Below are 26461 nucleotides of genomic sequence, written 5' to 3'. Positions count from 1 at the left end.
AACTTCTGTTTATTTTATTGCCAGAGTGTTAACTTCATTGAGGTTCCCTATCTTTGCAATGATATTGTGGTAAATATATCATTTAATTTTCTTACTAATAACTACGCCATTGCAAGTTTTCACTTTATACGAAGGATCTTATTCTGTAGACGCGACCAAAAAATTTATACCTTTTAATGCGGAAAAGGATAATCCTAAAGATCGTCCCGCCTCTCTTTTTATTCATGTACAGCCATTTTTGGTTAAGTTAAAAGATAGCCTTGTTTTGTTTGATACAGGTTTAGGATACAGTGATGAAGATGGTCAGCTGATTTTACATAATAATATTAGAAAAGCTGGCTTTGATCCCGATGATGTAGATATGGTTTTGATGTCTCATTTGCATTTTGATCATTCTGGGGGTATGATCCATAATAAGAAAGACGGTACTGTGGAGTTGAGTTTTCCACATGCAACTTACGTTATTCAGCATGGAGAATGGGAAAGTGCTTTTACAAATACTTCATCCTCTTATAAGACTGAAATATTTGAATTCTTACAACGCAATGCTCAGCTAAAATTTGTTGAAAACTCAGGGCAGCTAACTGATGAGATCAGTTATGAACTAACAGGGGCACACTGCCCATTTCATCAGGTGTTTTTGTTGAGTGATGGTGTAGATAAGGTGTTTTTTGGAGGTGATGTTTTACCAGAGCCGGAGGAACTGCTAAGAAGATTTATTGCCAAGTATGACTTTGATGGAAGAAAGGCAATGGAGCTAAGAGAGGAATTTGGAAAGAAAGCCGCTGAAGAGAATTGGAACTGTTTATTTTATCATGCAAAGAGTAAGGCTACAGGCCACATCACGTATACGGAAGGACAGTTTAAAATAAGCTAAGGAGTAACTAACTGTAAGAGTTCTTTAAGCCTTTCGACGGTTAATGGTTTAGAAATAAATCCATTAACAGATTTGAAAGTCTTAGCCTTTTCAATGTCATACTCGTAAACAGAAGAGGAAAGCATATAGAGATAAATATCAGGCTTCAGTATATTTAGTTTTTCATAGGCTTCCAGAAACTCCCAGCCATTTAGCACAGGCATGTTAATGTCTACCAGAATGACGTGTGGAAAAATATCCACATTGTGGGTTATACTGGACAAATAATCTACAGCTAATTGCCCGTTGCTCTTCGAAATCATATCTACTTCGTATCCCGTTTTCTCTATCACTTTTTTTATGATAAATATATTGATGTCATCATCATCAATAACAAGCATATTGATTTTAGAGTTTGTCATAAAATTTAGTGCAAAAGAGAAAATGTTTATCCTAAAAGTAAAACATATTTAGATGTTTCAACAGATATAAATATGAATGCAAAAAAAAAGCCATTAAATGAATAATGGCTTTTTTTATATATATATTATTTTTTAGCTACCAATTTGATGGCTAGTTCAAAATCATCATAGATCATTTTGTCGCCAACGTCAGGGAATACACCCTTTGATCTGAACTTAATTCCAAATTTAGTTCTGTCAACAAGAACTTTCTCAGCGGTGGCTGTTACTGTTCCATCAGCATTCCAAGCGATAGTTGCAGGAAAAGTAATAGAGTTTGTAATGCCTTTAATAGTAAGGTCTCCTGTTACATTTGCAGTATTTGCTCCGGTATTAGCAATTTTTTTAATCACAAAAGCAGAGGTAGCAAATTTATCAACTCCGAAAAAGTCATCAGCTTTTAAGTGCCCTTCTAACTTCTCACTTTTATCAGCGTCCTTAATTGTTGCCATGTTGATAATGAAGTTACCACCTGCAAGTTTTTTGTCATTGAAAACTAAACTTCCTGACTGAAGATCAATAGTTCCATTATGACTGCCAGTTAGTTTTTTACCTACCCATGTTAATGATGATTTTTCAGTATCAACTTTATAGGAGGTAGGTTTAAATGCGGGCGCAATAAATGCCGAAGAGACAAATACTATTAGTAGTAATGCCAGGGAAGTGATTTTTAATTTCATTGTCTTATAGTTTAATTTTTAATGCTAAGATCTATCTTAGCCTTTTGATACATTTTATAAAACAAATGTATCAAAAGGTTTAACTACTTGAATTGACCTATGGTAAGTTTTTTTTTAAGCTAGATCTTCCGCATAGCTTTCAATCGGCGGACAAGCACAAACTAAAGATCTGTCACCAAATGAATCATTTACTCTTCCAACTGATGGCCAGAATTTGTAAGCAGCCACATAAGGTAATGGGAAAGCAGCAGTTTGTCTGCTATAGCCATGATTCCATTCATTACCAGTTACCACTGCTGCAGTATGCGGTGCATTTTTTAATGGGTTATCAGTTTTATCCAGTTCGCCAGCTTCAACTGCAGTGATTTCTTTTCTGATGGAGATTAAAGCATCGCAGAAACGATCCAATTCATGTTTAGGCTCACTTTCAGTTGGCTCAACCATTAATGTTCCGGCAACAGGGAAAGATACTGTAGGAGCGTGGAAGCCATAATCCATTAAACGTTTTGCAATATCAACAACCTCAATGCCGAAGTTTTTAAAGCCTCTGCAATCTAAAATCATTTCGTGTGCACAACGACCATTAGCACCTGAATACAATACAGGGAAATGTTGCTCTAAGCGAGCTTTCATGTAGTTGGCATTGAGTATTGCATATTTAGTAGCGTTAGTCAATCCTTCACCACCCATCATTGCTATATAAGCATGAGATATGATTAAAATTGAAGCTGAACCCCAAGGTGCCGAAGAAACTGCATGAATAGATTTCTCATTATTGATGTCTACCACAGCATGTCCCGGTAAGTAAGGAACAAGGTGTTTTGCAACACCAATTGGACCCATACCAGGCCCACCACCGCCGTGAGGGATACAGAATGTTTTATGTAAATTAAGGTGACAAACATCAGCGCCAATATTTGCAGGACTGGTTAAACCAACCTGAGCGTTCATGTTAGCCCCGTCCATATAAACCTGACCACCATTTTCATGAATGATGTTACAGATGTCCACAATACTTTCTTCAAACACACCATGTGTAGATGGGTAAGTTACCATTAAGCAAGAAAGATTAGTAGCATGTTCTATTGCTTTAGCTCTTAAATCTTCAACATCAATGTTTCCGTTTTCTAATGATTTTACAACCACAATTTTCATTCCTGCCATAGCTGCAGAAGCAGGGTTGGTCCCGTGCGCAGAAGAAGGGATCAAAGCAATGTTACGGTGGTTATCACCACGATCCTGGTGGTAAGCTCTGATGACCATTAAGCCCGCATATTCACCTTGAGCACCAGCATTTGGTTGTAAGCTCATTGCAGCAAAACCGGTAATTTCACTTAACCATTTATCAAGCTCGTTAAATACAGTATAGTAACCAGCTACCTGATCAGCAGGAGCAAATGGATGTACTTTGCCAAATTCTGGCCAAGTAACAGGAATCATCTCAGTTGTTGCATTTAGTTTCATTGTGCATGAACCTAAGGCGATCATGGAGTGGCAAAGAGAAAGATCTTTAGTCTCTAATGATTTGATGTAGCGCAACATTTCATGTTCAGAATGGTGTGCGTTAAATACCGGATGCGTTAAATATGCCGAAGTACGTTGTAAGTTTGCAGGAATTACAGTTTCAACGTTTTTATCATCAGCTAGCTCAACAGCATCAGCAGCAATTGCTTTTACTTTTGAGAATATTTTAGTTAAAAGTGCAATGTCTTCAAACGATGTAGTTTCATCTAATGCGATGGTAACTACGCTACTTTTATAGTTAAGGTTGATTTCATTGTCGATACATTCTCTGTGAATAGAATCAACAAGGTTACCAAGGTCTAACTGGATGGTGTCAAAGTAAGCTTTGTTTAGTTGCTTGTAGCCTATTTTTTCTAATGATTTCGCTAAAGTGATAGCCAAACCATGTGTGCGTTCTGCAATAAGTTTTAATCCTTTAGGACCATGATATACCGCGTAAAAGCCAGCCATAATAGCCAATAAAGCCTGTGCAGTACAAATGTTAGAAGTAGCTTTATCTCTGCGGATATGCTGCTCTCTTGTTTGCAGCGCCATGCGCAAAGCATAGTTATTATTGCTGTCGATTGTTACACCGATAATACGACCTGGAATAGAACGTTTGTATTCTTCTTTAGTTGCAAAGAATGCCGCATGAGGTCCACCGAAACCCATTGGTACACCAAAACGTTGTGTTGTACCAACCACAACATCAGCACCCCACTCTCCCGGAGGAGTTAATAAGGTTAAGCTAAGTAGGTCAGCAACAACAGTAACTTTAACATTCTTTTCATGCGCTTTTTGAGCGAAGCCCGTATAGTCAAATACCTCACCGTTTCCGGCAGGATATTGAATGATAGCACCAAAGAACTCTTCATTTAGCTCAAACGATTCATGATCCCCAATTACCAGTTCAATTCCAAAAGGGTTAGCGCGGGTTTTTAAGATGTCAATTGTTTGAGGAAACAACAATCCCGAAACAAAGAATTTAGTAGCTTGTGAGTTTTTACGTAAGCTATATTGCATAAACATAGCTTCAGCAGCAGCAGTACCTTCATCAAGAAGTGATGCATTTGCTATTTCCATACCTGTAAGGTCAATAACCATTGTCTGGAAATTCAACAAAGCCTGTAAACGACCTTGAGCAATTTCAGCCTGATAAGGAGTGTATTGAGTATACCATCCCGGGTTTTCCATTACGTTACGTAAAATTACACCGGGTGTTAAGGTGTCATAATATCCCTGACCGATATATGATTTGAAAACTTTGTTTAAAGAAGCAGTTTGTCTTAAGCTGCTTAGGTAATCTGTTTCAGATTTTGCTTTTGGCAAATTTAATGGTTGCTTCAACCTGATCTTTTGGGGAACAGTTTGTTCGATTAATTCGTCAACAGAACCTACGCCAAGCGTAGTTAGCATTGCGTTTGTATCATCTGTATTAGGCGCAATGTGGCGATCTTTAAAGTCTTCTTGGTAATGAATGTTTAAGCTCATGTATTCTTTGAATAAAAAGTTGCGCAAAGGTAATAAAAAAATAGCCTTTTAACCACCCGCGAATATCCAGCCAATGTCTTTTTTAAACTTCAACTTATAAGTTTTGGTAATGAAGTTACTGCCGACGTTTTTATCCTTATAAAATATGGAGAAATCAGTCATGTCTTTCTTAAGAGAAACCGTAACACGAGCTATTTTCGAATCTCCTTTTATAAGGGTAATTGGTTTCTCGTCATCAAGTACATAATTAACGGCTCTAACATCGGCGCTATGTGCATCATGTTTAAGAACGTAAGGTTTCGATTTGTCTGTCAAAGTGATTAAATAAAAGTAAACGCTGTCTTTTGATAAAAACTTCTTTTTCTGGTTTTGAAGTTTCATCTCAACAAGTCCCTTTTCTTCCAGCGCCTTGTACTTTTGAAGTTCTAATTGGTCGTTTTTACTTCTAAACTTAATTTCTCCTATATCTATTTTAGTCTGTTCATATTCAGGATTTGCCTTGAGGTGTGTGGAGATTACATCTTCAGCAGTACCTTCATCTAAATTGTCGCCACTTTTGCACGATGAAATAAAGAATGCAAATGTTGCTGCGAAAGCCAATAACGTGAATTTTTTCATAGGAGAAGCATATAGTTTAATGTTTCAATTGCTTTAAATATAGTTGTATTGTGTTTTCGAGGCCCAAATAAAGTGCATCACTAATTAATGCATGGCCAATACTAACTTCCAGTAATCCCGGAATGCTTTCTGCAAAGTATTTTAAGTTATGTAAATCCAGATCGTGACCTGCATTAATGCCTAATCCTATTTCATTGGCTTTATGGGCTGCGGCAACATAAGGTAAAATGGCTTTTTCCCTGTTGTCGTAATAATTATGAGCATAAGCTTCAGTGTACAGTTCAATTCTGTCTGTTCCACTTTCAGCAGCAGCTTCTACCATTTCAACTACCGGATCTACAAAGATAGAAACACGAATTCCTTCAGATTTGAATAAGGAAACCATTTCTTTCAGATAGTCTTTATGTTTAATGGTATCCCACCCATGGTTCGAGGTGATTTGGCCTTCCGCATCTGGCACCAAAGTTACCTGCGCTGGTTTATTTGCTAAAACAAGATCAACAAATTTTTGCTCTCTGCAGTTACCCTCAATATTAAATTCTGTAGCTATTGTTGCTTTCAAATCATAAACATCCTGATATCTGATGTGTCTTTCATCGGGCCTTGGGTGTACGGTTATTCCTTCAGATCCAAAGCGCTCACAATCCAAAGCTACTTTAACAAGGTCCGGATTGTTTCCTCCACGACTATTACGAAGCGTTGCTATTTTGTTGATGTTTACTGAAAGTTTTGTCATAAATTGAATAGTGTTAGCCCAAAATGTAAATATGCAAGTAAAGGTAAAAAAATAGAAGCGTGATAAACAGAAAATTAATTTCTGTATTTTGCTGTTAGTTATAATCATTCGATATATGTCTTTAAAATTATTGATCTCATTTATTGCTCTTTTTTGTGTTCAGCATGCTGTTTATGCACAAAAGGATTCTGTTGTTTTTAAAGGCTATCCTGTAGTTGCACATACGGATACACTGTTTCATATTAAAAATAAGTTGGGTTCGCTGTCTGCGTCGGAAAGGGCAGAACGGACTTCGTCGAGAGTGGAAGCCTTATCTGAGGACCTTCTTTTTGTGCCTGATTCTTTAATCACAGTTAATGATTCTACCCTTATTGGGATTGTATATAAAGGCGATGTTTTAATGAGCATTTCTAAAGCTGATGCAGATTCTGTAAAGATGGATAAGGAGGTTATGGCCAAAGCTTATCAGGAAATTATTATTAACAACATCAATAACTATCGGAAAGAGACCAATGTAACAGAACTTTTAAAGCGGGCAGGTTTGGGTTTGCTCATCATTATTGTGTTAGGGATATGTATATATTTCCTCAATAAATATTCGAATAGATTCAATAGTTGGCTGAGTTTTAAATTGCATAAAAGGATTGGCCACCTCAAGATCAAGGACTATGAGCTCATAGACAGAAAAAGGGAGCTGATCATAATCAGTAAGTTTCTGAACCTGATTAAAATAGTAGTAATCCTTTTGCTGATCTACCTCACACTTCCTTTTATTTTTCGCCTCTTCCCATGGACAAAACCCTGGAGTGACAGTTTAATTAGCTTCGCGTTAAATCCATTAAAGAATATATTTAGCTCCATAATTGATTTTTTCCCGAATCTAATTGCAATTGCGGTAATAGTTGGGGTATTCCATTATGTTAAAAAAGCGATCAGATTTTTAGCTCAAGAAGTTGAAAATGAAAGGTTAAAGATTAATGGGTTCTATCCGGATTGGGCAAAGCCTACTTTTAATATTGTTAAGATTTTATTGAATGCTTTTATGCTGGTAATGATCTGGCCATATATTCCCGGTTCCGATCTGGCTATTTTTAAAGGCGTATCTGTGTTTCTGGGCATTCTCATATCTTTTGGATCATCATCAGCAATTAGTAATGGCGTGGCAGGTATGGTAATTACTTATATGCGACCTTTTAGAATTGGCGATGTGGTGAAAATTGGCGATACTACCGGGGCGGTTTTAGAGAAGTCGTTGCTGGTTACCCGTGTTAAAACAATCAAAAACGAGATCATCACAATTCCTAATAGTGCTATTTTAAACGGAAATACGGTTAATTATACCAGTATGTCTAATAATGAAGGATTGATTATCCATAGTACGCTTACTTTAGGTTATGATATCCCATGGACAAAAATTCAGGAGCTGCTAATTAACGCAGCGCTGGCAACTGAAGGTGTAATTAAAGATAGAACACCTTTTGTGCTGCAAACAAGTTTGGATGATTGGTATGTATCTTATCAGCTAAATGCCTACATCAGTGATCCAAGTATTATGGCTATTATCTATTCAGAAATGCATAAAAATATTCATGAAGCGTTTGATGAAGCAGGAGTAGAGATTATGTCGCCTCATTACCAAGCAATAAGAGATGGGAATGCGAGTACCCTTCCTGAGAAGTTATGAGGTTTATGATTTCTTAGACTCAACTCAGACTCAAGTCAGACTCTCCTCTGACTCTGGTTTGACTATAGTCTTTTACAAGGCTCTTATGAGGCTTTTGAAATCCGAACTACATCCTTTGTTTTACTAGAGTGTTAAAACGAAAAAGGGATTGCAAGCGCAATCCCTTTTGTATAAAGATAAGAATCTAAATATTAGTATCTGTAAGTATCAGGTTTAAATGGACCTTCGACCGGAACACCAATGTATTCTGCCTGATGAGCATCTAAAACATCAAGTTCAACACCGATTTTAGCTAAGTGTAAACGAGCTACTTTTTCATCTAAATGCTTAGGAAGTACATAAACTTTGTTCTCATATTGATCAGTATTGATCCATAATTCTAATTGAGCCAAAGTTTGGTTAGTGAATGAGTTAGACATTACAAAGCTTGGGTGACCAGTTGCACAGCCTAAGTTTACTAAACGACCTTCAGCCAATAGGATGATGTCTTTTCCATCAATAGTATATTTATCTACTTGAGGTTTGATCTCTACTTTAGTAGCACCATAGTTTTTGTTTAACCAGGCAACATCGATTTCATTATCAAAGTGACCAATGTTACAAACGATAGCTTTGTCTTTCATGCTTTTGAAATGTTCAGCACGAACGATGTCACAGTTACCTGTAGTCGTTACAATAATATCAGCTTCTTTAACTGCTGTAGCAAATTTCTTAACTTCATAACCTTCCATTGCAGCTTGTAATGCACAGATTGGGTCAATTTCAGAAACGATTACACGTACACCTTGTGAGCTTAAAGATTCTGCAGAACCTTTACCAACATCACCGTAACCAGCTACAACAGCTACTTTACCAGCCATCATGATATCAGTAGCGCGACGAATTGCATCTACTAAAGATTCGCGGCAACCGTATTTGTTGTCAAATTTAGATTTAGTAACTGAGTCATTTACGTTGATTGCAGGTAAATGCAATGTTCCGTTTTTCATGCGTTCATATAAGCGGTGAACACCGGTAGTAGTTTCTTCAGATAAACCTTTGATGTTAGCGATAAGCTCAGGGAATTTATCGAAAACCATATTGGTTAAGTCACCACCATCATCTAAGATCATGTTTAATGGCTGACGCTCAGGGCCGAAATGTAAAGTTTGTTCGATGCACCAGTCGAAACTAGCCTCATCTAAACCTTTCCAGGCATATACCTGAATACCAGCAGCAGCAATAGCAGCAGCAGCGTGATCCTGAGTAGAAAATATATTACAAGATGACCAGGTAACTTCAGCACCTAATGCAACTAATGTTTCAATTAAAACTGCAGTTTGGATGGTCATGTGAAGGCAACCTGCAATGCGTGCGCCTTTTAATGGTTGAGAAGGACCAAATTCTTCGCGTAATGACATTAAACCCGGCATTTCTGCTTCTGCCAGTTCAATTTCTTTGCGGCCCCATTCTGCCAGTGAAATGTCCTTAACTTTGTAAGGAACGTAAGTTGTCTCTACTGATGACATATTTAAGATTATTAAGTTGCTAATATACAGCTGTTTATTTGTGTTTTTTGTTTGTTTGTGCACGCCGATGTGCCAACAATTCTATAACATTGGTACAAATTTACTACTATTTACAAACATTTATGTTTATTTAAGGTAACAAAAAACAGAGGTATAGAATTGTTCGTGTTTTTTGAGTTCCAAACATTTACCCTCATGTATATCGGCCATTTTGACGCGGATTAGATTAATCTTTGCGTTTGATGCTAACCAGAACTTAATGACACCACTGACTAACTGCCGATTATTCAATCAAGGTCTAACCTAGGGTAGTTGACTATTGGTGATTTTTTTACAACGTCTCACGTTTTATTGTGTTTTCATTAGAATAATTGTATTTCAATCCTATAAAGTGTTGCGTTTTTCGCAATGATAAGGCTTAGCAACACTAAGGATATTTAAAACAATGTTTAGACTGGCTGAAAGGTTTGGTTTGATTGAGTGTAATCCTAAGCCAGTTGTGTTCTACTTTGAATCATTAAAAAGTCTCCCTAACCAATCTATGATTATGTCGACGCCACAGTTAAATAAGATTTCAGCTAAAAATTCCATATAATAATTAACAGGAAACAATAATCAAACCAAAAATAAAGGAGTAGCGAGTCTAACTCTTCTTTCTCCTTTTAACCTTGAAGAATAGCTTTTTAATCGTTCATTGGATGCTACCTCCAAGAATATCAATAAAAATATAGGTAAAAAAATCAATCATAATCTATTCACCTAGAAAATAGCTTAACAACAAAGAAACTGATAGAATAATAACAATGAAAATAATTCTTGATATCCTGGATGGGCCGGGCATGGAAGGATTAGGCATAAAACAAATTTGAATCTAGATAGAAGATGAAATCCTGTTGATTTAGTGCTCCATGAGTCTTTGTTTTGCCTCAGGTGTTAACTTATTAGCAAAAGAATCGTCAAAATGGATAATTTCTACACTGCCTACCATTTCAATTCTTTGTTGATAGGGGAAATCGATTTTTAAATCAAGACAAACCTGATCTAACACCTTTTTAAATCTAGTTGGATTTTTGATTGCAAATTTCATAATTATAAAGTTGCGTAAGCCTATCAAATATAACGAAAACCAACCTTATCACCGTACATTTAAGACTACCACTTAATCTTACGCTTCGCTATATTGATTAGTTTAGTGTCTTTATTGAACGATAATGCGAAGTCCGTATTGTTAATACTTACGCCAGAAATAGCCTTGTCAGAATTAACTAATAATGAAAGATCATACCATGATATGTTTTTATTGGCAACTGTTGAATAATCAAGTGTAATCGTTAATGTGTTGCCATCAACTGTTTGGGTTTTTGTAACGTGATCTTTGATGTATTGGTATTCCAAGAATTCTCTTAGGCTACAGAAAATCATGTTGTCCTTAGCTTTCAAGGTAATGTCGTCTATCCAGTCATTAAAGTTTTTAACAGCGTCTTCGTCTTTCAATCCGTGTGTGCCGATTTCAAAAAAGTCGAAAGAATCGTCGGCAAATAAATCGTTGGACAGGTTCCATTGTGAACCATCATTAGACCAATTATCGGAGAACCCTCTTCTGATGGCTAAATAGTCAAAAGGCTTTATGTCGCTTAGCTTAGCCTTGGGAGTGTACTTTCCAATTTGCTCGAATTTATCGAATGTCCCTTGCGATGCGCCTCCGATATAGCCGAAATCAGCAGAAGCAGTTTGAAATCCTACAAAGTTAGTTGGAACAATCAGGGTATTCATTTTATACCCTTGATTTAACAATATCAGTGCATCTAAGTCCTTGATGTTCTTATCACGATCTTTACCATTGTTGAAATTACCTTTTTCTTCATGGTAAAAAGAGTGATTCATAATATCCATCCCTTTAACTATCAAAGGGAGTCTTTGGGCGTATGTCGCAGCATAACCAGTATAGAACCCTATCTCCTTGTCATGGTATTGATTTCTACCATTAACAGCTAAACCTACATTGTAGTTTTTCTTGTTACCAGCTCCATCCGTATAATAAGTATTTGATAGTTTCTCATAAGCTGTAACCACCGTTAAAGCGGAGTCATCAAACTCCATAAGTATTGCCTTTCCTTTATTGTATTTCAAGTTAGGAATGCTGGTGGTGGCAGATATAGGGTTATTGTTGAAAGTAACTTTAATTTCTATTTTCCCTGAGAATGCGGGAAATACTGGGCCATCTGGAATTGAAGGAACGTTTGTTTCTTCTTTTGGTTTTTCTTCCTTTGGTTTTTCTTTTTCCGAAGCAACAGATCCTTGTTTGGTGCAGCTAAAAATTAAGACTGAGCATGCTACGATTAGATTGAGAGCTATTCTTTTCATTAAAATATATTTTATTACAATGATAGAGTTTTTTTATTTTGTTTATCGCTTAGTTCGTTAATTAAATAGAAATGTTACGTGTCGATTTTATAACCTATTGTATCTTAATGTGGTACAAAATATCTTCATTGTATAATCAATCCATCCAGCATCTCGCAATCTATCCAGAATTGCATCGCTTTCATCCTTTCCCCTAAAAAATTGCAAAGCAAAATTACTAAAAAAAATAGCAATATTTTGTGTTTGTATTTGTTGTTGTATAATTACAAATTAAATTTCAATTCTTGAATAAGAATAAAATGACTGGACAAGAGCTATTAAAGAGATACCCGAAGAAGAAAGACGATTATTCACAGGTGCTGATGACTGCACTATACGTTGATGCAGATCGCGTTTATGAATTGCTTGAAAGGGCAGATATAGAAGGTAAGAAGCTTGTAATTGAATATTCTATTTCTCCTGATCAAGGACCATCTGAACCTGTTGTTGCTATTAAATAATTTATAATTATTGCTGATTATTTGTGAAATTGATCTGTTCTAAAGCTCTTGAACCAAGAAACGCGATTTGACGTTTTGGCTAGTACTTCAAGTCTTATCTTGCTTACCTTATTTTTGCACCACCATCACCATCCTTTTCAGGAACTAATAGGTTTTCTTTCAGCCATCGATCTATAAGCCTCTGCTTTGGATAAGTATGGTTTTAAAACACCGGCATCAGTAAGGGCTTTAATTGCTCCAAGTTCCGCAGCATCTTGTGCTTTCTTGTCGTCAGTTGTGGTCAAATACTTGCCCTCAACAATCTTTTTATACTTCGTTTCGTCATACGAATATGGAAGAGCGAAATATTTAGAGCTGCGGTTATCGGTTACCCTGATATGTGATTAAGTTTCTAGTAAACAGCCACAAATTTACGACTATTTATGTCTATTTATTGCAACAAAAAATCAATGGGTACAATTCAAATTGTTCTGGCCTTTTTTGCGATCACAAAGATTTCCATATGAGCAGGACCAGGTATTTTGTCTGAATGTTAATTAGTGTTAAAAACAGAGGCTGAACTTCATATAAAATCATTTGTTTTCTGAAAATTAATATATTTAAGAAACCAAATGACGCCTTTATGTTAAAATTCGCTCTCTGCAGTTTAATAACCTGCATTCTCTCTTATGGCCAAATAATGGGCCAGGCCAGTAAAGTCGACAGTTCTCAAATGACAACCCTCCGTATTGACCCTTTGGCTGCCAGGGGTGCAGCGGTCTCTCAATTCTTTGATGAAGTTACCTTCACGCCACTGGAAACCACCAAGGAAAGCCTTTTTGGAGCTATTCAACAACTTAAAATGACCGATGAGCATTATGTGGTTTACGATGGAGAAACTAAAGCAGTGCTGATATTTACTAAAGCTGGCAAATACGTAGCAAAAATCAATGCCAGCAAGTTTGAAAAAGATCCGGATGTAAAGGATCAAAGTTTTTATGGCTTCAATATCGTCAAAGAGGATGATAAGCAGACCATCCAGATAAGGGCGGGCAAACAAGTATATTATTTTGATTTTTCCGGTAAGCTCATCAAAAAAGTGCCTGTACCTAAAGAGAAAAACTATACCAACTATAAAAAGTTCAGCGATGGCACAGTGATCGATCAGAATTTCCTGGAAAAGGACGAAAAAGACAGCACTTACTATTATTTGAGCCTGATTAAAGACAATAAAAGAGTAGAAAGTTATTTTTCTTACAAAACCGAAGACCGTAAGGGTGATGACAGGTGGCATGGCGGGCGCGTATACGACTACGGTAATCCTGATGAATTTCTATTCATCAAGAATTACCAGTATAATATTTATAAACTAACTTCCAGCAAGCTTTCCTTGGCCTATCAGATATTTTTCCCGGCGGCAAATTCCCTGCCGATGGACTATGGTACCAACCCAGTTTACAAAGGGAAAGCATTTGATTACTATGAGAAAAACAGGGATGCTTTTTATGAGATGACAAACAGTTATCTGCATTTCAATAATCTGTATTTCCAGGTCAGAAACTTCAACTGGAGCCGCGATGAGAAAAAGGCTTTTATCTACAACCTGAAAACAACTGAACTGACTTCAATAGCAGACATTGAACCCGATTCTATATCCCAATTCCTGCCTGTAACTGATTTAGCCTCTCAATACGACTTTACCAACAAGGGTTTTCTGATCGTTAACCCCGAATATTTTTATACGAGTTATTCTTCTTTGACAATGTTTACGGCTAAAGAACAGAATGAAGAAAAAAACAGGAAGTACGATGCCGTTTTAACACAATTTTTTAAAACACAGAACAAGAAAAGCAACCCGGTAATCATCAAATTAAAGCCAAAGAAAAACTAACGCTCCATGTCTAAATTAACAAAGCTAACTCTGGCATTTTTGCTGAGTATTACCTGTATTACACTCCGTGCGCAACAAGTCAATCCGGGAAGCGTAAAAGGCCTGGTGAGGGATACCGCGCAAAATTATGTCCTTAAATCGGCCACCATTTCTGTGTATAAAGCAGCAGACAGTACTTTGCTTAGTTATCAGGTCACCAATAACTACGGTGAATTTAACTTTAAAAATCTTCCCGTCAATCTTCCTTTGAGACTTGATGTCAGCCATGTGGGCTACATGACTTCCAGAAAACAGTTTACGATACCTGCCGACAAAAATAAGATTGATCTCCAAACCATTATAGCAACCAAAAGGGATGTCATGCTGAATGATGTGGTCATCTCTGTGCCGCCGATCAGCATGAATGGAGATACGCTTGAATTTAACGCTGCCGCCTTTAAGCTGGACAGCAATGCTGTGGTAGAAGATTTACTGAGAATGATCCCAAACATTACGCTGTGGGGCGACGGGAAGATCACCGTCAATGGCAAAGAAGTCAAAAATCTGCTGGTAAACGGAAAATCCTTTTTTGGAGGCGACATGAAGCTAGCCACTCAAAACCTGGCCAAGAATTCTGTTCAAAAAATACAGGTATATAACACGTCAAGGAACCAGGGAAGTGCCAGCAGGGTAGATTCTACACTGGAAATGAACATTAAGCTCAAAAAGGGAAAGGACATAGGCTTTTTTGGTAAGATTGGTTTTGGTTATGGTACCAACAACCGGTTTGAGACCGATGGCAGCATCAATATGTTTACCCCAAAAATGCAACTTGCTGTGGTGGGGGCCATTAATAACATCAATAAGATTGCAGACAACACTGGCGACCTCATGTCCAACAGCACGTTTAAGGGGGTGGGTACCAATGTGGAATATCAGCCTGATTTTAGGGCCGAAGGCATCTCCCGGCCCAGTGCACTAGGAGCTAACTTCAGTTACAATTTCATAGAAAAACCAACCTACGAACTCAAAAGCACATTAAAGTCCAATTACTTTTTGCAGGACAGGAACACCGACTACCTGTCTGATTTCAAAACTACGACCTCTGTTAACAGCACTGACAAGGTGATCGAGAAGAACCAGACCATCAATGAATCTTCCAACACGACACAAAAGTTTGATTCCTATTATGAGTATGCCAAAAAAGGTCATAATTTAGAATTTTTTCAGGAAGTAAAATTCGACCGGGGAGAAAACAATAACCAAACTTTCCGTAGTTCTACCAATGTGGAGGATGTGCTGACCAGTACCAACAACTCGTTAAATACCAGCAATAACTACAACAAAAGTTTCAGGTTTAGCGGTCAGTATCAGTATTCTCCATACATTATTACCCCCAAAACACGGTTTAGGGGGTTTAATGCCGAATACAGCTTGAATACTTACAATAACGAAAGTGAGCGGTTGAACATCACCGAGTTTAAATCATTTACCGGCACAGCTTCCAATCAGAAGTTTAACAGAAAGTACAATACTAGCTCAGATGGTTTAAGACAGGAATTTAATTTGACAATACCGGATGTAAAAAGGTTAATTTTTGGCAGTAAGAACTACTCCAGATTAAACTTTAACCTCACCAATAAACTGGTGCTCAACTCGGATAAAAACATCAACAGGGTACAGGATCTGGACACTCTGACTAATGTATACAAAACAAATGCTTATTTGGACAACCAGATCCGCACTAACTTGATCGAGGAAACACCAGGACTAAAAATAGAAAAATCTTTTCAGAAAAGCTTGTCTAACCGCTATTATAAATCATTTACTATCCGGTTTCATCCCAAACAACTATTGATTAGCCAGGACAATAAATCTGACCGGTCATTTCAAAACCTAAAACGCAACTACAGCAGATTTGCTCCTGATGCCGGCCTTAGTTTCTACAATCACCAATATGGGGAAACTTCAAGAAGCTATGATCTTAGTTACTCTACGAAGATCAATATACCTAATATCAATCAGATGGCACCGCTCACGGACAGCACCAACCTGTACTACCTGCAAAGGGGCAATGTTAACTTGAAAGAAGGGGTGCAGCGGGAATTGTCTTTTAGGTTCGACAGTAATGACCAGCGAAGTAAAAATACCCTCAATTATTACGTGGGTATCAACGCAGGTCTGATTGCCAATAATATTGTAGATAGTTTGTTGATAGATGAACAAAACAGGCGTACGGTATACCTGGTTAACGCAAACGGACACAAATACATCAACGGTTATGGCAACATCAGAAAGGCGTACAAGCTGAAGTCTTCAGAACTTCAGCTGAGTCTGAGCAGTAACTTCAATGCAAATAAAAACCCCGGATATACCAACAGTGTTTTTACTTTTTCGACCAATCTGAACACCTATACAAACGTCAATATCAATTATACCTACAAAAGCTACCTGGCTGTTGCATTTGGACAGTCTTACAATACCTCGCATTCCAAACAGGAGGCGTTTAATACCGAATACAGCGGTACAAATATGGGTACTACGCTGAGCAGTAGTTATAATGTAACCAAAAGATTTACGCTGAACAGCAATGTAACTTTCAACAAGAATTCGTCCTCTATAGCCGACGACATCAATTTTACCATCTGGAATGCCAGTGCGGTTTATCGCTTTCTTAAAGGCAATAACGCAGAATTTAAATTCTCCGCACTGGATCTTTTACACCAGAACACCAGTGTGATCAATTATGGCAATGCCAATAGTTTTACCATAGGGACACAGAATGTGCTGAAGCAATATTTTATGGCCACTATATCTTACTATCCGAGACAGTTTGGAAAGAAAGGGAAAGACAAGAAATGATGATTTGAACAGAGAAATACAGTGTTCTGGCTAGTGGATACAAAGTAATTTGAAGGTCAAAACTATATAGGTCTTATCGCCAATGTTTTGATGCTAGTTGTGGGTACAGTACCTTTGTATACTTAAAGAAGAAAATTAATAAAAATATTAAGCATATGTATCCAGAATATTTAGTTGAGCCAATGCGTGCTGAACTTACAAATGTAGGTTTTGAAGAATTAAAAACTGCTGAAGCAGTTGATAACGCCATTACAAGCGAAGGGACTGTGTTTGTAGTAGTGAACTCAGTATGTGGTTGTGCAGCATCAAACGCACGTCCGGCAGCAAGATTGGCTGCAGCAAATGAAAAACACCCTGCAAAATTAGTAACGGTTTTTGCTGGTATGGAAAAAGAAGCGGTTGATAGGGCTAGAGGTTATATGTTGCCTTTTCCTCCATCATCACCTTCAATGGCTTTATTTAAAGATGGTAAATTAGTTCATATGATTGAGCGTCATCAAATTGAAGGCCGTCCAGCACAAATGATTGCTGATAGCCTTATTGGTGCTTTTGACCAGTACTGCTAGTAGGAATTAGAAATTATAAAAAGAGGGTGTTTGATTTTGTCAAATACCCTCTTTGCGTTTAAATAAAAACACCTTTCTTTAAGGAACAGAAAATATAAAAGTACTTATTGATCGTGGAGGTAGGGTAGTATCATCAACCGGGTAAGGACGTATATTATCGTCTTGTTTTTCGGAGGTTATGTAATGTTTTTTAAGCTTTCCTTTAGCTAATCCCTCCAACACAAAATCAGCTTTTTTAGCTTCGTGGGTATAGTTAATTACATTTACAACAATACTTTTTCCTTTGGGATCTTTAAATGCAGAAATCATAATCTGTTGAGCAATTTCCATGTCATTTAAACCATCGTTTCTTTGGGTTTCAATCCGAACCATGCCGGGACGAATGAATAGACTGTAGTGTCCCAATGCCCATAAATTTTTAGTGATGGTGTACATGGTTTCAGGATTTTTTGCCCTCTTTGGATTTATAGCAATAAGGAAATAACGGGGGTTTAATGGATTCCCCGGCTCATAAGTATTCCAGAAATGCCATGCAGAGGCATCGCCTATGGTAAAATCATGGTTAATTACTTTAGCAAGGAATAATGCGTGATCCATTTCGTTTGGATTGCCCGAAGTTTTATCTTTAAAACCATTGCCAAGCATTGAGTATTCTGATTGCCAGTATTCTAGTCCCTTGTACTTTTTTAAAGTATCTCTTAAAGATCTTCTCACGGTTATTAGCGTATTGTCGCCATTTTCTGTAAAATAGCCATGACCTTCAACAAACTTTGTAGTATTGCTAAGACCACCAATATATAAAGGGCTTTTTGGATTCCAGAAGTTATCTATTTGACGAGATGTACGGCCTTTATCTTCATATAGATAATCAAGTTGGCCAGCCTCAGTAGCAAGAATTTTTGTTTTAAGCTTTTGCTTGGCTAAACTGGTGTTTAAAGATTTAATGATTTCAAACATTTCTTCATTTGTCCATGGGCTGCCTTCCTGATTGGATTCTTTTAACCAATCCCATTGGGGTTCATTTATAGGGCTGATGTAGTTAAAATGAAGGTTCTTTTTATCATAATGTTTTATTACTTCAGTAAGGAAGTTTGCATAAGCATTGTATTTGTCGGGTCTTAGGTTTGTGGATCCATCCTTTTGTGATTTATAGCCGAGGCCATTTTTGTTAAATTGTACAGGAGGACTATTTACAAATGCAATCAGATCCTTTACACCATAATTTTTTGCCTGCTGTAACATCCAGGTGTAACCTTGCTGTTTGCTCCAATCGTAAGTCCCATCAGGGGATAAAAAACACTCTACTCTGCGTGCAGGATCTGCAATTCCGCTGCTATCGCCTTGTTCGGCTGTGCCTCCTCCAATATTAAAACGCCATGCCGATAAACCGATCCCTTTCGGCCTGCCATCTTTGTCAAACTCCCTGCTAAATAGTAACTCTGCAATATGTTGCTTTTTAGCTAATGGCCATTGCTTGCCGATTTCTTCTGTATACCAACAACCAGATCCACCAATGTTGTGTATCTGCTGCACAGTTTTGTCGAGCAGTAAGATAAATTTAATTGCTTTCTGATCCTGACAGAAGGAGCCTAGTGCGCTCGATAAGAGAATCATACTTAGGACGACTCTCTTAATAAATACCCCCGAAAAGTGTAATTGAATTTTCATTGATACAATATTAATTAAAAAACATCTATAATACTTTTGATATATTTATGCCTGATGAATAGACTTAAATTTACATTAAGCATAAAAAATATCTTTTTGTTATGCTGTTTAGCAGGCTCGTTCGCGAATGCTGATGCTCAGGATTTGACCAATATAAAATTTACAGCGACTGAAGATACAGCATGGACAAATTTATTTGTAAGAGAGAATGGGTGGTTTGGTGGCGATGGCATTTACAGTATTCCATTAAATGGCGTAGAATCTGGCAAGCCCGAAGCTAAAAAAACATTGTTTATTTTTAGCGATAGCATGATCGGGAAGATTAAAGATGGTAAAATGGAACCGGGAGCTAGAATGATCCACAATAGCGTGGCCGTACTAAAAGGAGTGAAGCCCGTAAAGGAAAATATATCTTTTTTTTCGAAAAATGATGCCAAGGATAGTGCCGAAACTGTATTTGTGCCAAAAACTCCTTTAACTGGCCCTAAAGATTATTACTGGCTTGGAGATGGTTTTGTCAATCAGGAACAAAATGATGCTATCTATATTTTTGGATACAGAGTGAAACAAGTTGGTGATGGCGCGTTTGGCTTTTCGGAGGTAGGTAATACACTGATAAAAATATCTCAAAAAGAACAACCTCCTTTTAAAAATTTTGAACAAAAGGATACCCCCTTTTATTTGAGTGAAAGCGAAACGGAAAAAGAAATGGGATCGTTTGGTGCAGGAATATTTGTGAATACTGCAAAAGCCGGTGCTCCTAATCCTGATGGATATATTTACATTTACGGCGTAAAGGGGATGGCTAAAAAACTGTTGGTAGCAAGAGTAAAACCAAAGGAGTTTGATGACTATTCCAAATGGAATTTTTGGGATGGTGTTACTTGGAACACAGATATTAAGAAAGCGGAACCGGTAACAGATCAGGTATCGAATGAACTCAGTTTATCAGTATTGCCTGATGGCAGGTATGCTTTGGTATTTCAGCAAAGTGGATTGAGTAGGACGGTAGGGATGCGTTTAGGGAAAACTCCTGTTGGTCCTTTTGGACCTATAATAAAGCTTTGGGATTGTTCTGATGCATTAAAAGAGAAATCTTATTTTCCGTATAATGCCAAGGCACATCCTAGTTTATCTGGAAAAGGTGAACTTTTAATTAGTTATAATGTTAATTCTTTTGAGTTCTTTAAAGATCTTGATAAGGACCCTCAGTTGTACAGACCCCGATTCATTAAGGTTAAATTTAATTAAGTCAGAAGAAAGAGTAGAAATATGAATACAGAGTCAGAAAAAAAGCCAATTTTTTATAAAACCTGGGCATTTAGGTATTTAGCAATAGCTTGTCTCGCATTAATTGCATGTGCTATTGGTGCACTTTTTTATAACCATCATCCAAAACCACTAAAAGAAAACAGATTTGCTAAACGTGATATTCATGCAGGTACCAGCAGAGCAACATTGACCTTAGCCGATGGTAAAAAGATTATTCTGGATGATGCACCCAATGGGATTTTAGCCCAGGAGTCGGGTTCAAGTATTATACGTACAGGTACAGGACAAATTACTTATGCTGTTAATGAAAAAGGGGCGGATGCTGATGCCACTAAAAGTAAAGGTGTTAATAGCCTTGAAACCCCATTAGGTGGTCAATATCAGGTACGATTACCCGATGGAACTAAAGTGTGGTTAAATGCTGGTTCAAAATTAACTTACCCAGCGTCATTCCCTCCAAGTAAAGCAAGAAAGGTCGAATTAATAGGTGAAGCTTATTTTGAAGTGCCAAAAATCGTTGCTAAATCTCTTATTCCAGGTAATGATACTACGATTAATGTGACTTTTATTGTGGTATCAGAGAAACAGAGAATTGAAGTTGAGGCAGCTCGTTTTAACATTAGTGGTTATCCTGATGACGAATATACAATAACTACAGTATTAGAAGGGGCAGCTCAAATCAACTACTATAATCTTATCAAAGCAGATCAACAGTCTATAAGAGGTGAAAATGGTTTACAAATAACAGCTGCAAATACTAAAGAAGCAGTTGCCTGGAAAAATGGGCGGTTCTTATTTCAGGAAGAAAGTCTGGAAACTATTATGAAAAGCATTTCCCGATGGTATGATGTCGAAATAGTTTATACTAATGATGGAGTACGTAAGGAGTTGTTTAGTTTGTCGGTTTCAAGATTTGATAACATCTCCGCGACTTTAAAATCTTTGGAAAACACGGGTTTGGTAAAGTTCAAAATTAAAGGGAGGAAAATAACCGTTCTTCGCTAAGTCTGGCATCTGTTGCGAAAAGCAACAGCGCCTAGGTCTCATCGAAGAAGGTGATTTTAAAGGAAAGCAGGGGGGCTAGCTTTTGAGATAGGAAACATTAATTATTATGCTACAATTAGTATTATACTTTACTAGTAGTAGCTTCAAGCTATACTCGATGGGTTGTCATATTTTACCCGGGAGAGGTGAGCTTGTTTTTTCGTGGTCATTCCCTCATGCTATTTCCTTAAATTCAGTGTCTGAGATGGGGCCTAGGAACCATTTGCGCCCTTCAGCGCAATTTGTTCCAGCCCATGAACAGATCACTTAATTTAAAAGTCTTTATTTAGCAGTTTCTCCAACTCTCCAAAAGATACATTCATCCTTACCCTGCCTTGTTTGGCATAAGCAATTTCTCCTGTTTCCTCAGAAACAATTACGGCTACAGCATCAGTGGTTTCGGATACACCGATTCCGGCTCTGTGACGCAGACCAAATTGCGGTGGTAGTTTGTCATTATCAGTTAAAGGTAGAATACAGCTTGCACTTTTAATCTTGTTTTCGGCAATAACAACTGCACCATCGTGTAGGGGGCTATATTTTTGAAAGATACTTTCCAGTAATCGCTTGGATATTTTTGAATCTATTAGTTCGCAACTGTTGGCGAAAAGCTGATCGTCGTAAAACTTTACGAATACAATTAGAGCCCCAGTTCTGGATTTTTTCATGCTTTTGCAAGCATCAATAATAGGTTTTATACGGATTAGGTTGTCTCGTTCTATGTTTTTACTTCCAAATAGATAACCCCACCATGCTTTGTTTTGCTGAAGGAAAGTGTTTTTTCCGATGAGCAAGAGAAAACGCCTTATCTCTGGCTGAAAAATAATGATTAAGGCTATAATTCCTACGCTTATAAACTGGTTAATGATGGTAGAGAGCAAATTCATTTTTAATGCATCTACAACCCAATGTATTACCAGTATAATAACCATACCTAGTAAAAGATTTACTGCGAGGGTATTCTTAATCAGGTTGTAGATGTAATAGATAATTAAAGCGACAAGAATAATGTCTACCGCATCTGTAACTGTTACCTTTAAGAAATCAAATTCTAAGCCTTTCATTAGTGCCAAGTTATGGTTTTTTATTGTTGCTGTGTCTTTTGGACTAAAGCTATGCATTCTACCGCAGCTTTTACATCGTGAACGCGTAAAATGCTTGCCCCTTTTAGTAGCGCTATTGTATTCAATACTGATGTGCCATTTAGGGCTTCCTGAGGTGTTAAGCCCAGAAATTTATAGATCATAGATTTCCTGGAAAAGCCCACAAGTAAGGGTAATTCAAAGATGTTAAAATCTTCCAAATGGTTTAGCAGTTGATAGTTCTGGTCTAAAGTTTTTGCAAAACCGAACCCTGGATCTAAAATGATATCTTTTACTCCCAGCTTTTGTAATTGAGTAAGTTTAGCAGAAAAATAATCCGTTATGTCTAATGCAAGATCTTTGTATGCTGTTTCCTGTTGCATGGTTTGTGGATTGCCCTTCATGTGCATCATAATGTATGGAACCTGAAGTGCAGCAACAGTGTCAAACATGGCTTCATCCAGATCGCCTGATGCAATATCATTTATGATATGGGCGCCCGCCTCAATACTTTCTTTGGCTACTTTAGCTCTAAAAGTATCAATAGAAATTACTGCTTCAGGTAACTTTTTTGTGATGGCTTCTACTACAGGAACTATCCTTTTTAGCTCTTCCTCAGTACTAATTTCTGCTGCCCCTGGACGAGAGGAGTATGCTCCTATATCTATAAACTTGGCTCCATCTTTCAGAAAGGCTTCTGTTCTCTGTAATGCATCGTCAATAGAGCCTGCTCTGCTGCTATTGTAAAATGAGTCGGGAGTTAGATTTAGTATGCCCATTACGCATGGAACACTGATATCCGTCAGTTTGCCTTTGACGTTTAGTGTGGTCTTTCGGTTTAAAAATGTATCTTTAGCCATTGTTTGAATACAAACTTAGATAAAATCTTTAAATGATTTAACTCTATTAGGATCCTGTATTAAAACGTATGTAAACTTATTATTTTAATCGTTTTGGCAACAAACACTTCACAAGAATTTGACTCGGTAATCGCGGTTTGTAAATCGCTCTTTTTAAAGAAAACAAATGACTATGGAACGGCATGGCGAATATTACGCCCGTCTTCTATAACAGACCAGATTTTCATTAAAGCGCAGCGCATTCGCACGCTTGAAGAAAAAAAAGTATCCAAAGTAGGGGAAGACGTAGTTTCTGAGTATATCGGCATTATTAATTATTGTGCAATTGCTATGATGCAACTTGAACTTGGAGAAGATGATCCGTATGAACTAGGAGTAGAAAGAGTTGAAAAGCTTTTCGATGAAAAGGTCGGTGGCACTAAAGAACTTATGTTTGCCAAAAATCATGATTATGGTGAAGCTTGGAGAGACATGCGCATCAGCTCTTTAACAGACCTGATTTTAATGAAAATTTTAAGGGTAAAACAAATAGAAGACAATTCTGGCCATACTCTGGCTTCAGAAGGAGTAAATGCAAATTATCAGGATATGTTAAACTATGCTGTTTTTGCTTTAATTAAGTTAGGAGTAAAATAGCTGGTAAACAATGAAGATAGCTGCATTAAACTTTTCAAGGATATTTGTTGGTGTCCTCTTTATATTTTCAGGATTAATAAAAGCCAATGATCCACTCGGATTTGGCTATAAATTGCAAGAGTACTTCGAAGTATTTCACATGCCATTCCTTAGCGGTATGGCTACGGGAATTGCTATCCTGCTTTGTGTTTTTGAAATAGTATTGGGAGCTTTATTGCTTTTTGGTTTTTGGCGTAAACAAGTAACTACCGGCTTATTGGTTGTTATTATCTTCTTTACTTTCTTAACCTTTGTTTCAGCAGCATTTAAAGTGGTAACATCATGTGGTTGCTTTGGTGACGCTATTCCTTTAACGCCGTGGCAATCCTTCTCTAAAGACCTTGTCCTATTGGCAATGATCGTTTACCTGTTTAAAAACAGGGACCAGATAAATCCGGTTACAAACCATGCGGGATGGCAAAGTGGCCTATTTGCCATTGTGCTTACTTTCTCTTTAATGTTTAGTCAGTTTACTTATAGCAGATTGCCAATATTAGATTTCTTGCCTTACAAAGTTGGAGCAAGTTTACCTGAGTTGATGAAAATACCTCCGGGAGCAAAGCTTGACGAGTATTTAATCATGTACAACATGAAGAATAAGGAGACAGGTGAAACGAAGGTGATGAGTGATAAAGATTATCTGAAAACAGAGATTTGGAAAGATGAGAATTGGGAAATTGTAGGTGAGCCAGAAAGCAAATTAATTAAAAAAGGTTATGAGCCTAAAATTAAAGACCTTCAAATAACTGATGCTTCAGGTACTGATTATACCAAAGAACTGATAGAGAATCCATATTATAATCTGGTAATTGTAGCTTATAATTTAAAAGATGCTAATGAGGAGGGTATGGCTAAGTTAAATGCAATAGCATTAAATGCTACTGAACAATTCAATATTAGGTCTGTGCTTTTAACCTCCAGCTCAGCACAAAATGCAGATGAATACAGCAAAAGAATGAAGTTGTTTAGCGAAATTTTTTATGCTGATGCTGTTCCTTTAAAAAGTATGGTAAGAGCGAACCCTGGTATACTTTTATTAAAGAATGGGGTAGTCATTAATAAATGGCATTATAATAATGTGCCTAGTTTTGACGAACTTGCTGAAAAGTATTTCGCTAAATAACCATGTTACAATACGCCTTTAAGAAATTCATCTATGGATTTGCCGTTATGGCGGGCGTAATTGTAGTCGTTTTTATACTGTTTAATGTATTGCCAGGCGATCCGGCACGAATGACTTTAGGACAACGTTCTGATGTACAATCTTTAGAAGCTGTGCGTAAAGAGTTCGGTTTAGACCGATCAAGACCAGTGCAATTCTTTCTTTATTTAAATGATCTTTCGCCAATAGGCCTTCATGACAATAACAAGGAGACTGAAGAGAAGTACCGTTATGTAAAGCTGTTTTCTGTTGGTAATGATGTGGTTGTGCTTAAATGGCCTTATTTACGCCGCTCTTATCAAACCAAACGTGATGTAACTACTATTTTAACAGAAACTGTCCCTAATACTTTTATTCTGGCTTTTACGGCAATGATATTTGCGGCCATTATAGGCATTTTTTTAGGCGTTATATCAGCAGTTCATAAAGATACTTGGATTGATAAAACTGCAAATGCTTTTGCTATTTTGGGAATATCGGCTCCTTCTTTTTTTGCTGGGATTATTATTGCATGGTTTTTTGGCTTTGTATTAAGTGATTATACCGGATTAAATATGTCGGGTAGCTTGTACAGTTATGATCCTTTTGAGGGTGAGGTCACTACATGGAAAAATCTTTGGTTGCCGATGGTTACCTTAGGTTTAAGACCTTTAGCGATAATCGTACAGTTAACTCGAAGTGCCATGTTAGATGTGCTGGCTCAGGATTATATCAGGACTGCCAAAGCAAAGGGTTTGGGCAGAAATGCAATTATCTATAAGCATGCGCTTAGAAATGCACTAAACCCTGTTATCACTGCTATTTCAGGGTGGTTTGCTTCTTTGCTTGCCGGATCCTTTTTTGTAGAGTATATTTTTGGTTATAATGGTTTAGGACGTACTACAGTAACTGCCTTGGAGATGTCGGATTTTCCGGTAGTTATGGGGTCTATACTTTTTATTGCCTTTGTTTTTGTAGTAATTAATATTTTTGTAGATATTTTATATGCCTTTGTTGATCCAAGGGTAAAATTGGCTTAAG

At 37.2% G+C, this 26461-nt stretch carries 23 protein-coding genes; 11 read left to right on the top strand and 12 right to left on the bottom strand.

Translation table 11 applies throughout. The features are described 5' to 3' along the window. Positions 1-109 precede the first annotated feature (109 nt). Positions 110-877 carry an MBL fold metallo-hydrolase gene (locus J1905_RS22300; RefSeq protein ID WP_214229416.1) on the top strand — a complete coding sequence of 256 codons (768 nt, stop codon included), beginning with the start codon at positions 110-112 and terminating at the stop codon, positions 875-877. On the opposite strand, the gene J1905_RS22295 is transcribed toward J1905_RS22300, so the two are convergent. The 5 genes from J1905_RS22295 to J1905_RS22275 form a co-directional block, all read right to left on the bottom strand. Then, on the bottom strand, positions 874-1278 hold the full coding sequence (locus J1905_RS22295; RefSeq protein WP_214229415.1) for a response regulator: 405 nt from the start codon (positions 1276-1278) through the stop codon (positions 874-876). The genes J1905_RS22300 and J1905_RS22295 overlap by 4 nt on opposite strands. 125 nt (positions 1279-1403) lie before the next feature. Further along, positions 1404-1997 (bottom strand): YceI family protein, encoded by a 594-nt coding sequence (locus J1905_RS22290; protein ID WP_214229414.1) that lies wholly within the window; start codon positions 1995-1997, stop codon positions 1404-1406. A 114-nt stretch (positions 1998-2111) separates the two neighbouring features. Then, positions 2112-4991, bottom strand: coding sequence for an aminomethyl-transferring glycine dehydrogenase (gene gcvP, locus J1905_RS22285; protein ID WP_214229413.1), 2880 nt, complete (start codon positions 4989-4991; stop codon positions 2112-2114). 48 nt (positions 4992-5039) lie between these two features. Continuing rightward, positions 5040-5609: a hypothetical protein gene (locus J1905_RS22280; RefSeq protein WP_214229412.1), complete on the bottom strand. Its 570-nt coding sequence runs from the start codon at positions 5607-5609 to the stop codon at positions 5040-5042. Positions 5610-5625: 16 nt separating this feature from the next. Then, positions 5626-6345 carry a pyridoxine 5'-phosphate synthase gene (locus J1905_RS22275; RefSeq protein WP_214229411.1) on the bottom strand — a complete coding sequence of 240 codons (720 nt, stop codon included), beginning with the start codon at positions 6343-6345 and terminating at the stop codon, positions 5626-5628. Positions 6346-6460: 115 nt separating this feature from the next. On the opposite strand from J1905_RS22275, the gene J1905_RS22270 reads away from it, so the two are divergent. Continuing rightward, positions 6461-8029, top strand: a complete 1569-nt coding sequence (locus J1905_RS22270; RefSeq protein ID WP_214229410.1) for a mechanosensitive ion channel family protein — start codon at positions 6461-6463, stop codon at positions 8027-8029. A 191-nt stretch (positions 8030-8220) separates the two neighbouring features. On the opposite strand, the gene ahcY is transcribed toward J1905_RS22270, so the two are convergent. From ahcY to J1905_RS22255, 3 genes are all read right to left on the bottom strand, one after another. Beyond that, positions 8221-9537, bottom strand: a complete 1317-nt coding sequence (gene ahcY, locus J1905_RS22265; RefSeq protein WP_048906320.1) for an adenosylhomocysteinase — start codon at positions 9535-9537, stop codon at positions 8221-8223. Between the two features lie 898 nt (positions 9538-10435). Next, complete coding sequence (locus J1905_RS22260; protein ID WP_214229409.1) at positions 10436-10624, bottom strand: hypothetical protein; 189 nt, start codon at positions 10622-10624, stop codon at positions 10436-10438. Positions 10625-10689: 65 nt separating this feature from the next. Further along, positions 10690-11901, bottom strand: a complete 1212-nt coding sequence (locus J1905_RS22255; protein ID WP_214229408.1) for a hypothetical protein — start codon at positions 11899-11901, stop codon at positions 10690-10692. A 284-nt stretch (positions 11902-12185) separates the two neighbouring features. Between J1905_RS22255 and J1905_RS22250 the strand changes: the two genes are divergently transcribed. Further along, positions 12186-12401, top strand: coding sequence for a hypothetical protein (locus J1905_RS22250; protein ID WP_214229407.1), 216 nt, complete (start codon positions 12186-12188; stop codon positions 12399-12401). A 137-nt stretch (positions 12402-12538) separates the two neighbouring features. On the opposite strand, the gene J1905_RS22245 is transcribed toward J1905_RS22250, so the two are convergent. After that, positions 12539-12685 (bottom strand): hypothetical protein, encoded by a 147-nt coding sequence (locus tag J1905_RS22245; RefSeq protein WP_214229406.1) that lies wholly within the window; start codon positions 12683-12685, stop codon positions 12539-12541. 338 nt (positions 12686-13023) lie between these two features. Here J1905_RS22245 and J1905_RS22240 point away from each other — a divergent pair, with 338 nt between their 5' ends. From J1905_RS22240 to J1905_RS22230, 3 genes are all read left to right on the top strand, one after another. Next, positions 13024-14271, top strand: coding sequence for a DUF4934 domain-containing protein (locus J1905_RS22240; RefSeq protein WP_214229405.1), 1248 nt, complete (start codon positions 13024-13026; stop codon positions 14269-14271). A gap of 6 nt (positions 14272-14277) precedes the next feature. Next, positions 14278-17112 (top strand): carboxypeptidase regulatory-like domain-containing protein, encoded by a 2835-nt coding sequence (locus tag J1905_RS22235; RefSeq protein WP_214229404.1) that lies wholly within the window; start codon positions 14278-14280, stop codon positions 17110-17112. Between the two features lie 155 nt (positions 17113-17267). Further along, a complete protein-coding gene (locus J1905_RS22230) occupies positions 17268-17678 on the top strand; it encodes a BrxA/BrxB family bacilliredoxin (protein ID WP_214229403.1) in 411 nt (136 codons plus the stop codon). Positions 17679-17756: 78 nt separating this feature from the next. Here J1905_RS22230 and J1905_RS22225 read toward each other — a convergent pair whose 3' ends face one another. Then, positions 17757-19346 (bottom strand): glycoside hydrolase, encoded by a 1590-nt coding sequence (locus tag J1905_RS22225; RefSeq protein WP_214229402.1) that lies wholly within the window; start codon positions 19344-19346, stop codon positions 17757-17759. Positions 19347-19400: 54 nt separating this feature from the next. Between J1905_RS22225 and J1905_RS22220 the strand changes: the two genes are divergently transcribed. After that, positions 19401-20597 (top strand): DUF5005 domain-containing protein, encoded by a 1197-nt coding sequence (locus tag J1905_RS22220; RefSeq protein ID WP_214229401.1) that lies wholly within the window; start codon positions 19401-19403, stop codon positions 20595-20597. A gap of 21 nt (positions 20598-20618) precedes the next feature. Then, positions 20619-21623, top strand: coding sequence for a FecR family protein (locus J1905_RS22215; RefSeq protein ID WP_214229400.1), 1005 nt, complete (start codon positions 20619-20621; stop codon positions 21621-21623). Between the two features lie 311 nt (positions 21624-21934). Here J1905_RS22215 and cdaA read toward each other — a convergent pair whose 3' ends face one another. Together cdaA and folP are read right to left on the bottom strand one after the other, a co-directional pair. Continuing rightward, a complete protein-coding gene (gene cdaA / locus J1905_RS22210) occupies positions 21935-22726 on the bottom strand; it encodes a diadenylate cyclase CdaA (RefSeq protein WP_173093671.1) in 792 nt (263 codons plus the stop codon). Between the two features lie 20 nt (positions 22727-22746). After that, positions 22747-23604: a dihydropteroate synthase gene (folP, locus tag J1905_RS22205; RefSeq protein WP_214229399.1), complete on the bottom strand. Its 858-nt coding sequence runs from the start codon at positions 23602-23604 to the stop codon at positions 22747-22749. A gap of 93 nt (positions 23605-23697) precedes the next feature. Between folP and J1905_RS22200 the strand changes: the two genes are divergently transcribed. From J1905_RS22200 to J1905_RS22190, 3 genes are read left to right on the top strand one after another with little or no spacing between them, the layout of a single operon-like run. Beyond that, complete coding sequence (locus J1905_RS22200) at positions 23698-24240, top strand: DUF1599 domain-containing protein (RefSeq protein ID WP_173093675.1); 543 nt, start codon at positions 23698-23700, stop codon at positions 24238-24240. Between the two features lie 10 nt (positions 24241-24250). Then, the gene (locus tag J1905_RS22195) at positions 24251-25402 is read left to right on the top strand and encodes a BT_3928 family protein (RefSeq protein ID WP_214229398.1); all 1152 of its coding nucleotides are present in this window, start codon (positions 24251-24253) and stop codon (positions 25400-25402) included. A gap of 2 nt (positions 25403-25404) precedes the next feature. Next, a complete protein-coding gene (locus J1905_RS22190) occupies positions 25405-26460 on the top strand; it encodes an ABC transporter permease (RefSeq protein ID WP_214229397.1) in 1056 nt (351 codons plus the stop codon). Position 26461 lies beyond the last annotated feature (1 nt).

The sequence above is a fragment of the Pedobacter sp. B4-66 genome (genome assembly GCF_018492665.1).
GTDB lineage: Bacteria > Bacteroidota > Bacteroidia > Sphingobacteriales > Sphingobacteriaceae > Pedobacter.
The sequence above is the reverse complement of the archived record's forward strand: the minus strand, read 5'-3'. Positions and strand labels throughout refer to the sequence as shown.

Coding starts and splice junctions, on each gene's coding strand:
- J1905_RS22270 (WP_214229410.1), top strand. CDS start 6,461: ATGTCTTTAAAATTATTGATCTCATTTATTGCTCTTTTTTGTGTTCAG.
- J1905_RS22220 (WP_214229401.1), top strand. CDS start 19,401: ATGAATAGACTTAAATTTACATTAAGCATAAAAAATATCTTTTTGTTA.
- folP (WP_214229399.1), bottom strand. CDS start 23,604: ATGGCTAAAGATACATTTTTAAACCGAAAGACCACACTAAACGTCAAA.
- J1905_RS22230 (WP_214229403.1), top strand. CDS start 17,268: ATGTATCCAGAATATTTAGTTGAGCCAATGCGTGCTGAACTTACAAAT.
- J1905_RS22215 (WP_214229400.1), top strand. CDS start 20,619: ATGAATACAGAGTCAGAAAAAAAGCCAATTTTTTATAAAACCTGGGCA.
- J1905_RS22190 (WP_214229397.1), top strand. CDS start 25,405: ATGTTACAATACGCCTTTAAGAAATTCATCTATGGATTTGCCGTTATG.
- J1905_RS22290 (WP_214229414.1), bottom strand. CDS start 1,997: ATGAAATTAAAAATCACTTCCCTGGCATTACTACTAATAGTATTTGTC.
- J1905_RS22280 (WP_214229412.1), bottom strand. CDS start 5,609: ATGAAAAAATTCACGTTATTGGCTTTCGCAGCAACATTTGCATTCTTT.
- J1905_RS22295 (WP_214229415.1), bottom strand. CDS start 1,278: ATGACAAACTCTAAAATCAATATGCTTGTTATTGATGATGATGACATC.
- J1905_RS22225 (WP_214229402.1), bottom strand. CDS start 19,346: ATGAAAATTCAATTACACTTTTCGGGGGTATTTATTAAGAGAGTCGTC.
- ahcY (WP_048906320.1), bottom strand. CDS start 9,537: ATGTCATCAGTAGAGACAACTTACGTTCCTTACAAAGTTAAGGACATT.
- J1905_RS22235 (WP_214229404.1), top strand. CDS start 14,278: ATGTCTAAATTAACAAAGCTAACTCTGGCATTTTTGCTGAGTATTACC.
- J1905_RS22260 (WP_214229409.1), bottom strand. CDS start 10,624: ATGAAATTTGCAATCAAAAATCCAACTAGATTTAAAAAGGTGTTAGAT.
- cdaA (WP_173093671.1), bottom strand. CDS start 22,726: ATGAAAGGCTTAGAATTTGATTTCTTAAAGGTAACAGTTACAGATGCG.
- J1905_RS22255 (WP_214229408.1), bottom strand. CDS start 11,901: ATGAAAAGAATAGCTCTCAATCTAATCGTAGCATGCTCAGTCTTAATT.
- J1905_RS22275 (WP_214229411.1), bottom strand. CDS start 6,345: ATGACAAAACTTTCAGTAAACATCAACAAAATAGCAACGCTTCGTAAT.
- J1905_RS22195 (WP_214229398.1), top strand. CDS start 24,251: ATGAAGATAGCTGCATTAAACTTTTCAAGGATATTTGTTGGTGTCCTC.
- J1905_RS22240 (WP_214229405.1), top strand. CDS start 13,024: ATGTTAAAATTCGCTCTCTGCAGTTTAATAACCTGCATTCTCTCTTAT.
- gcvP (WP_214229413.1), bottom strand. CDS start 4,991: ATGAGCTTAAACATTCATTACCAAGAAGACTTTAAAGATCGCCACATT.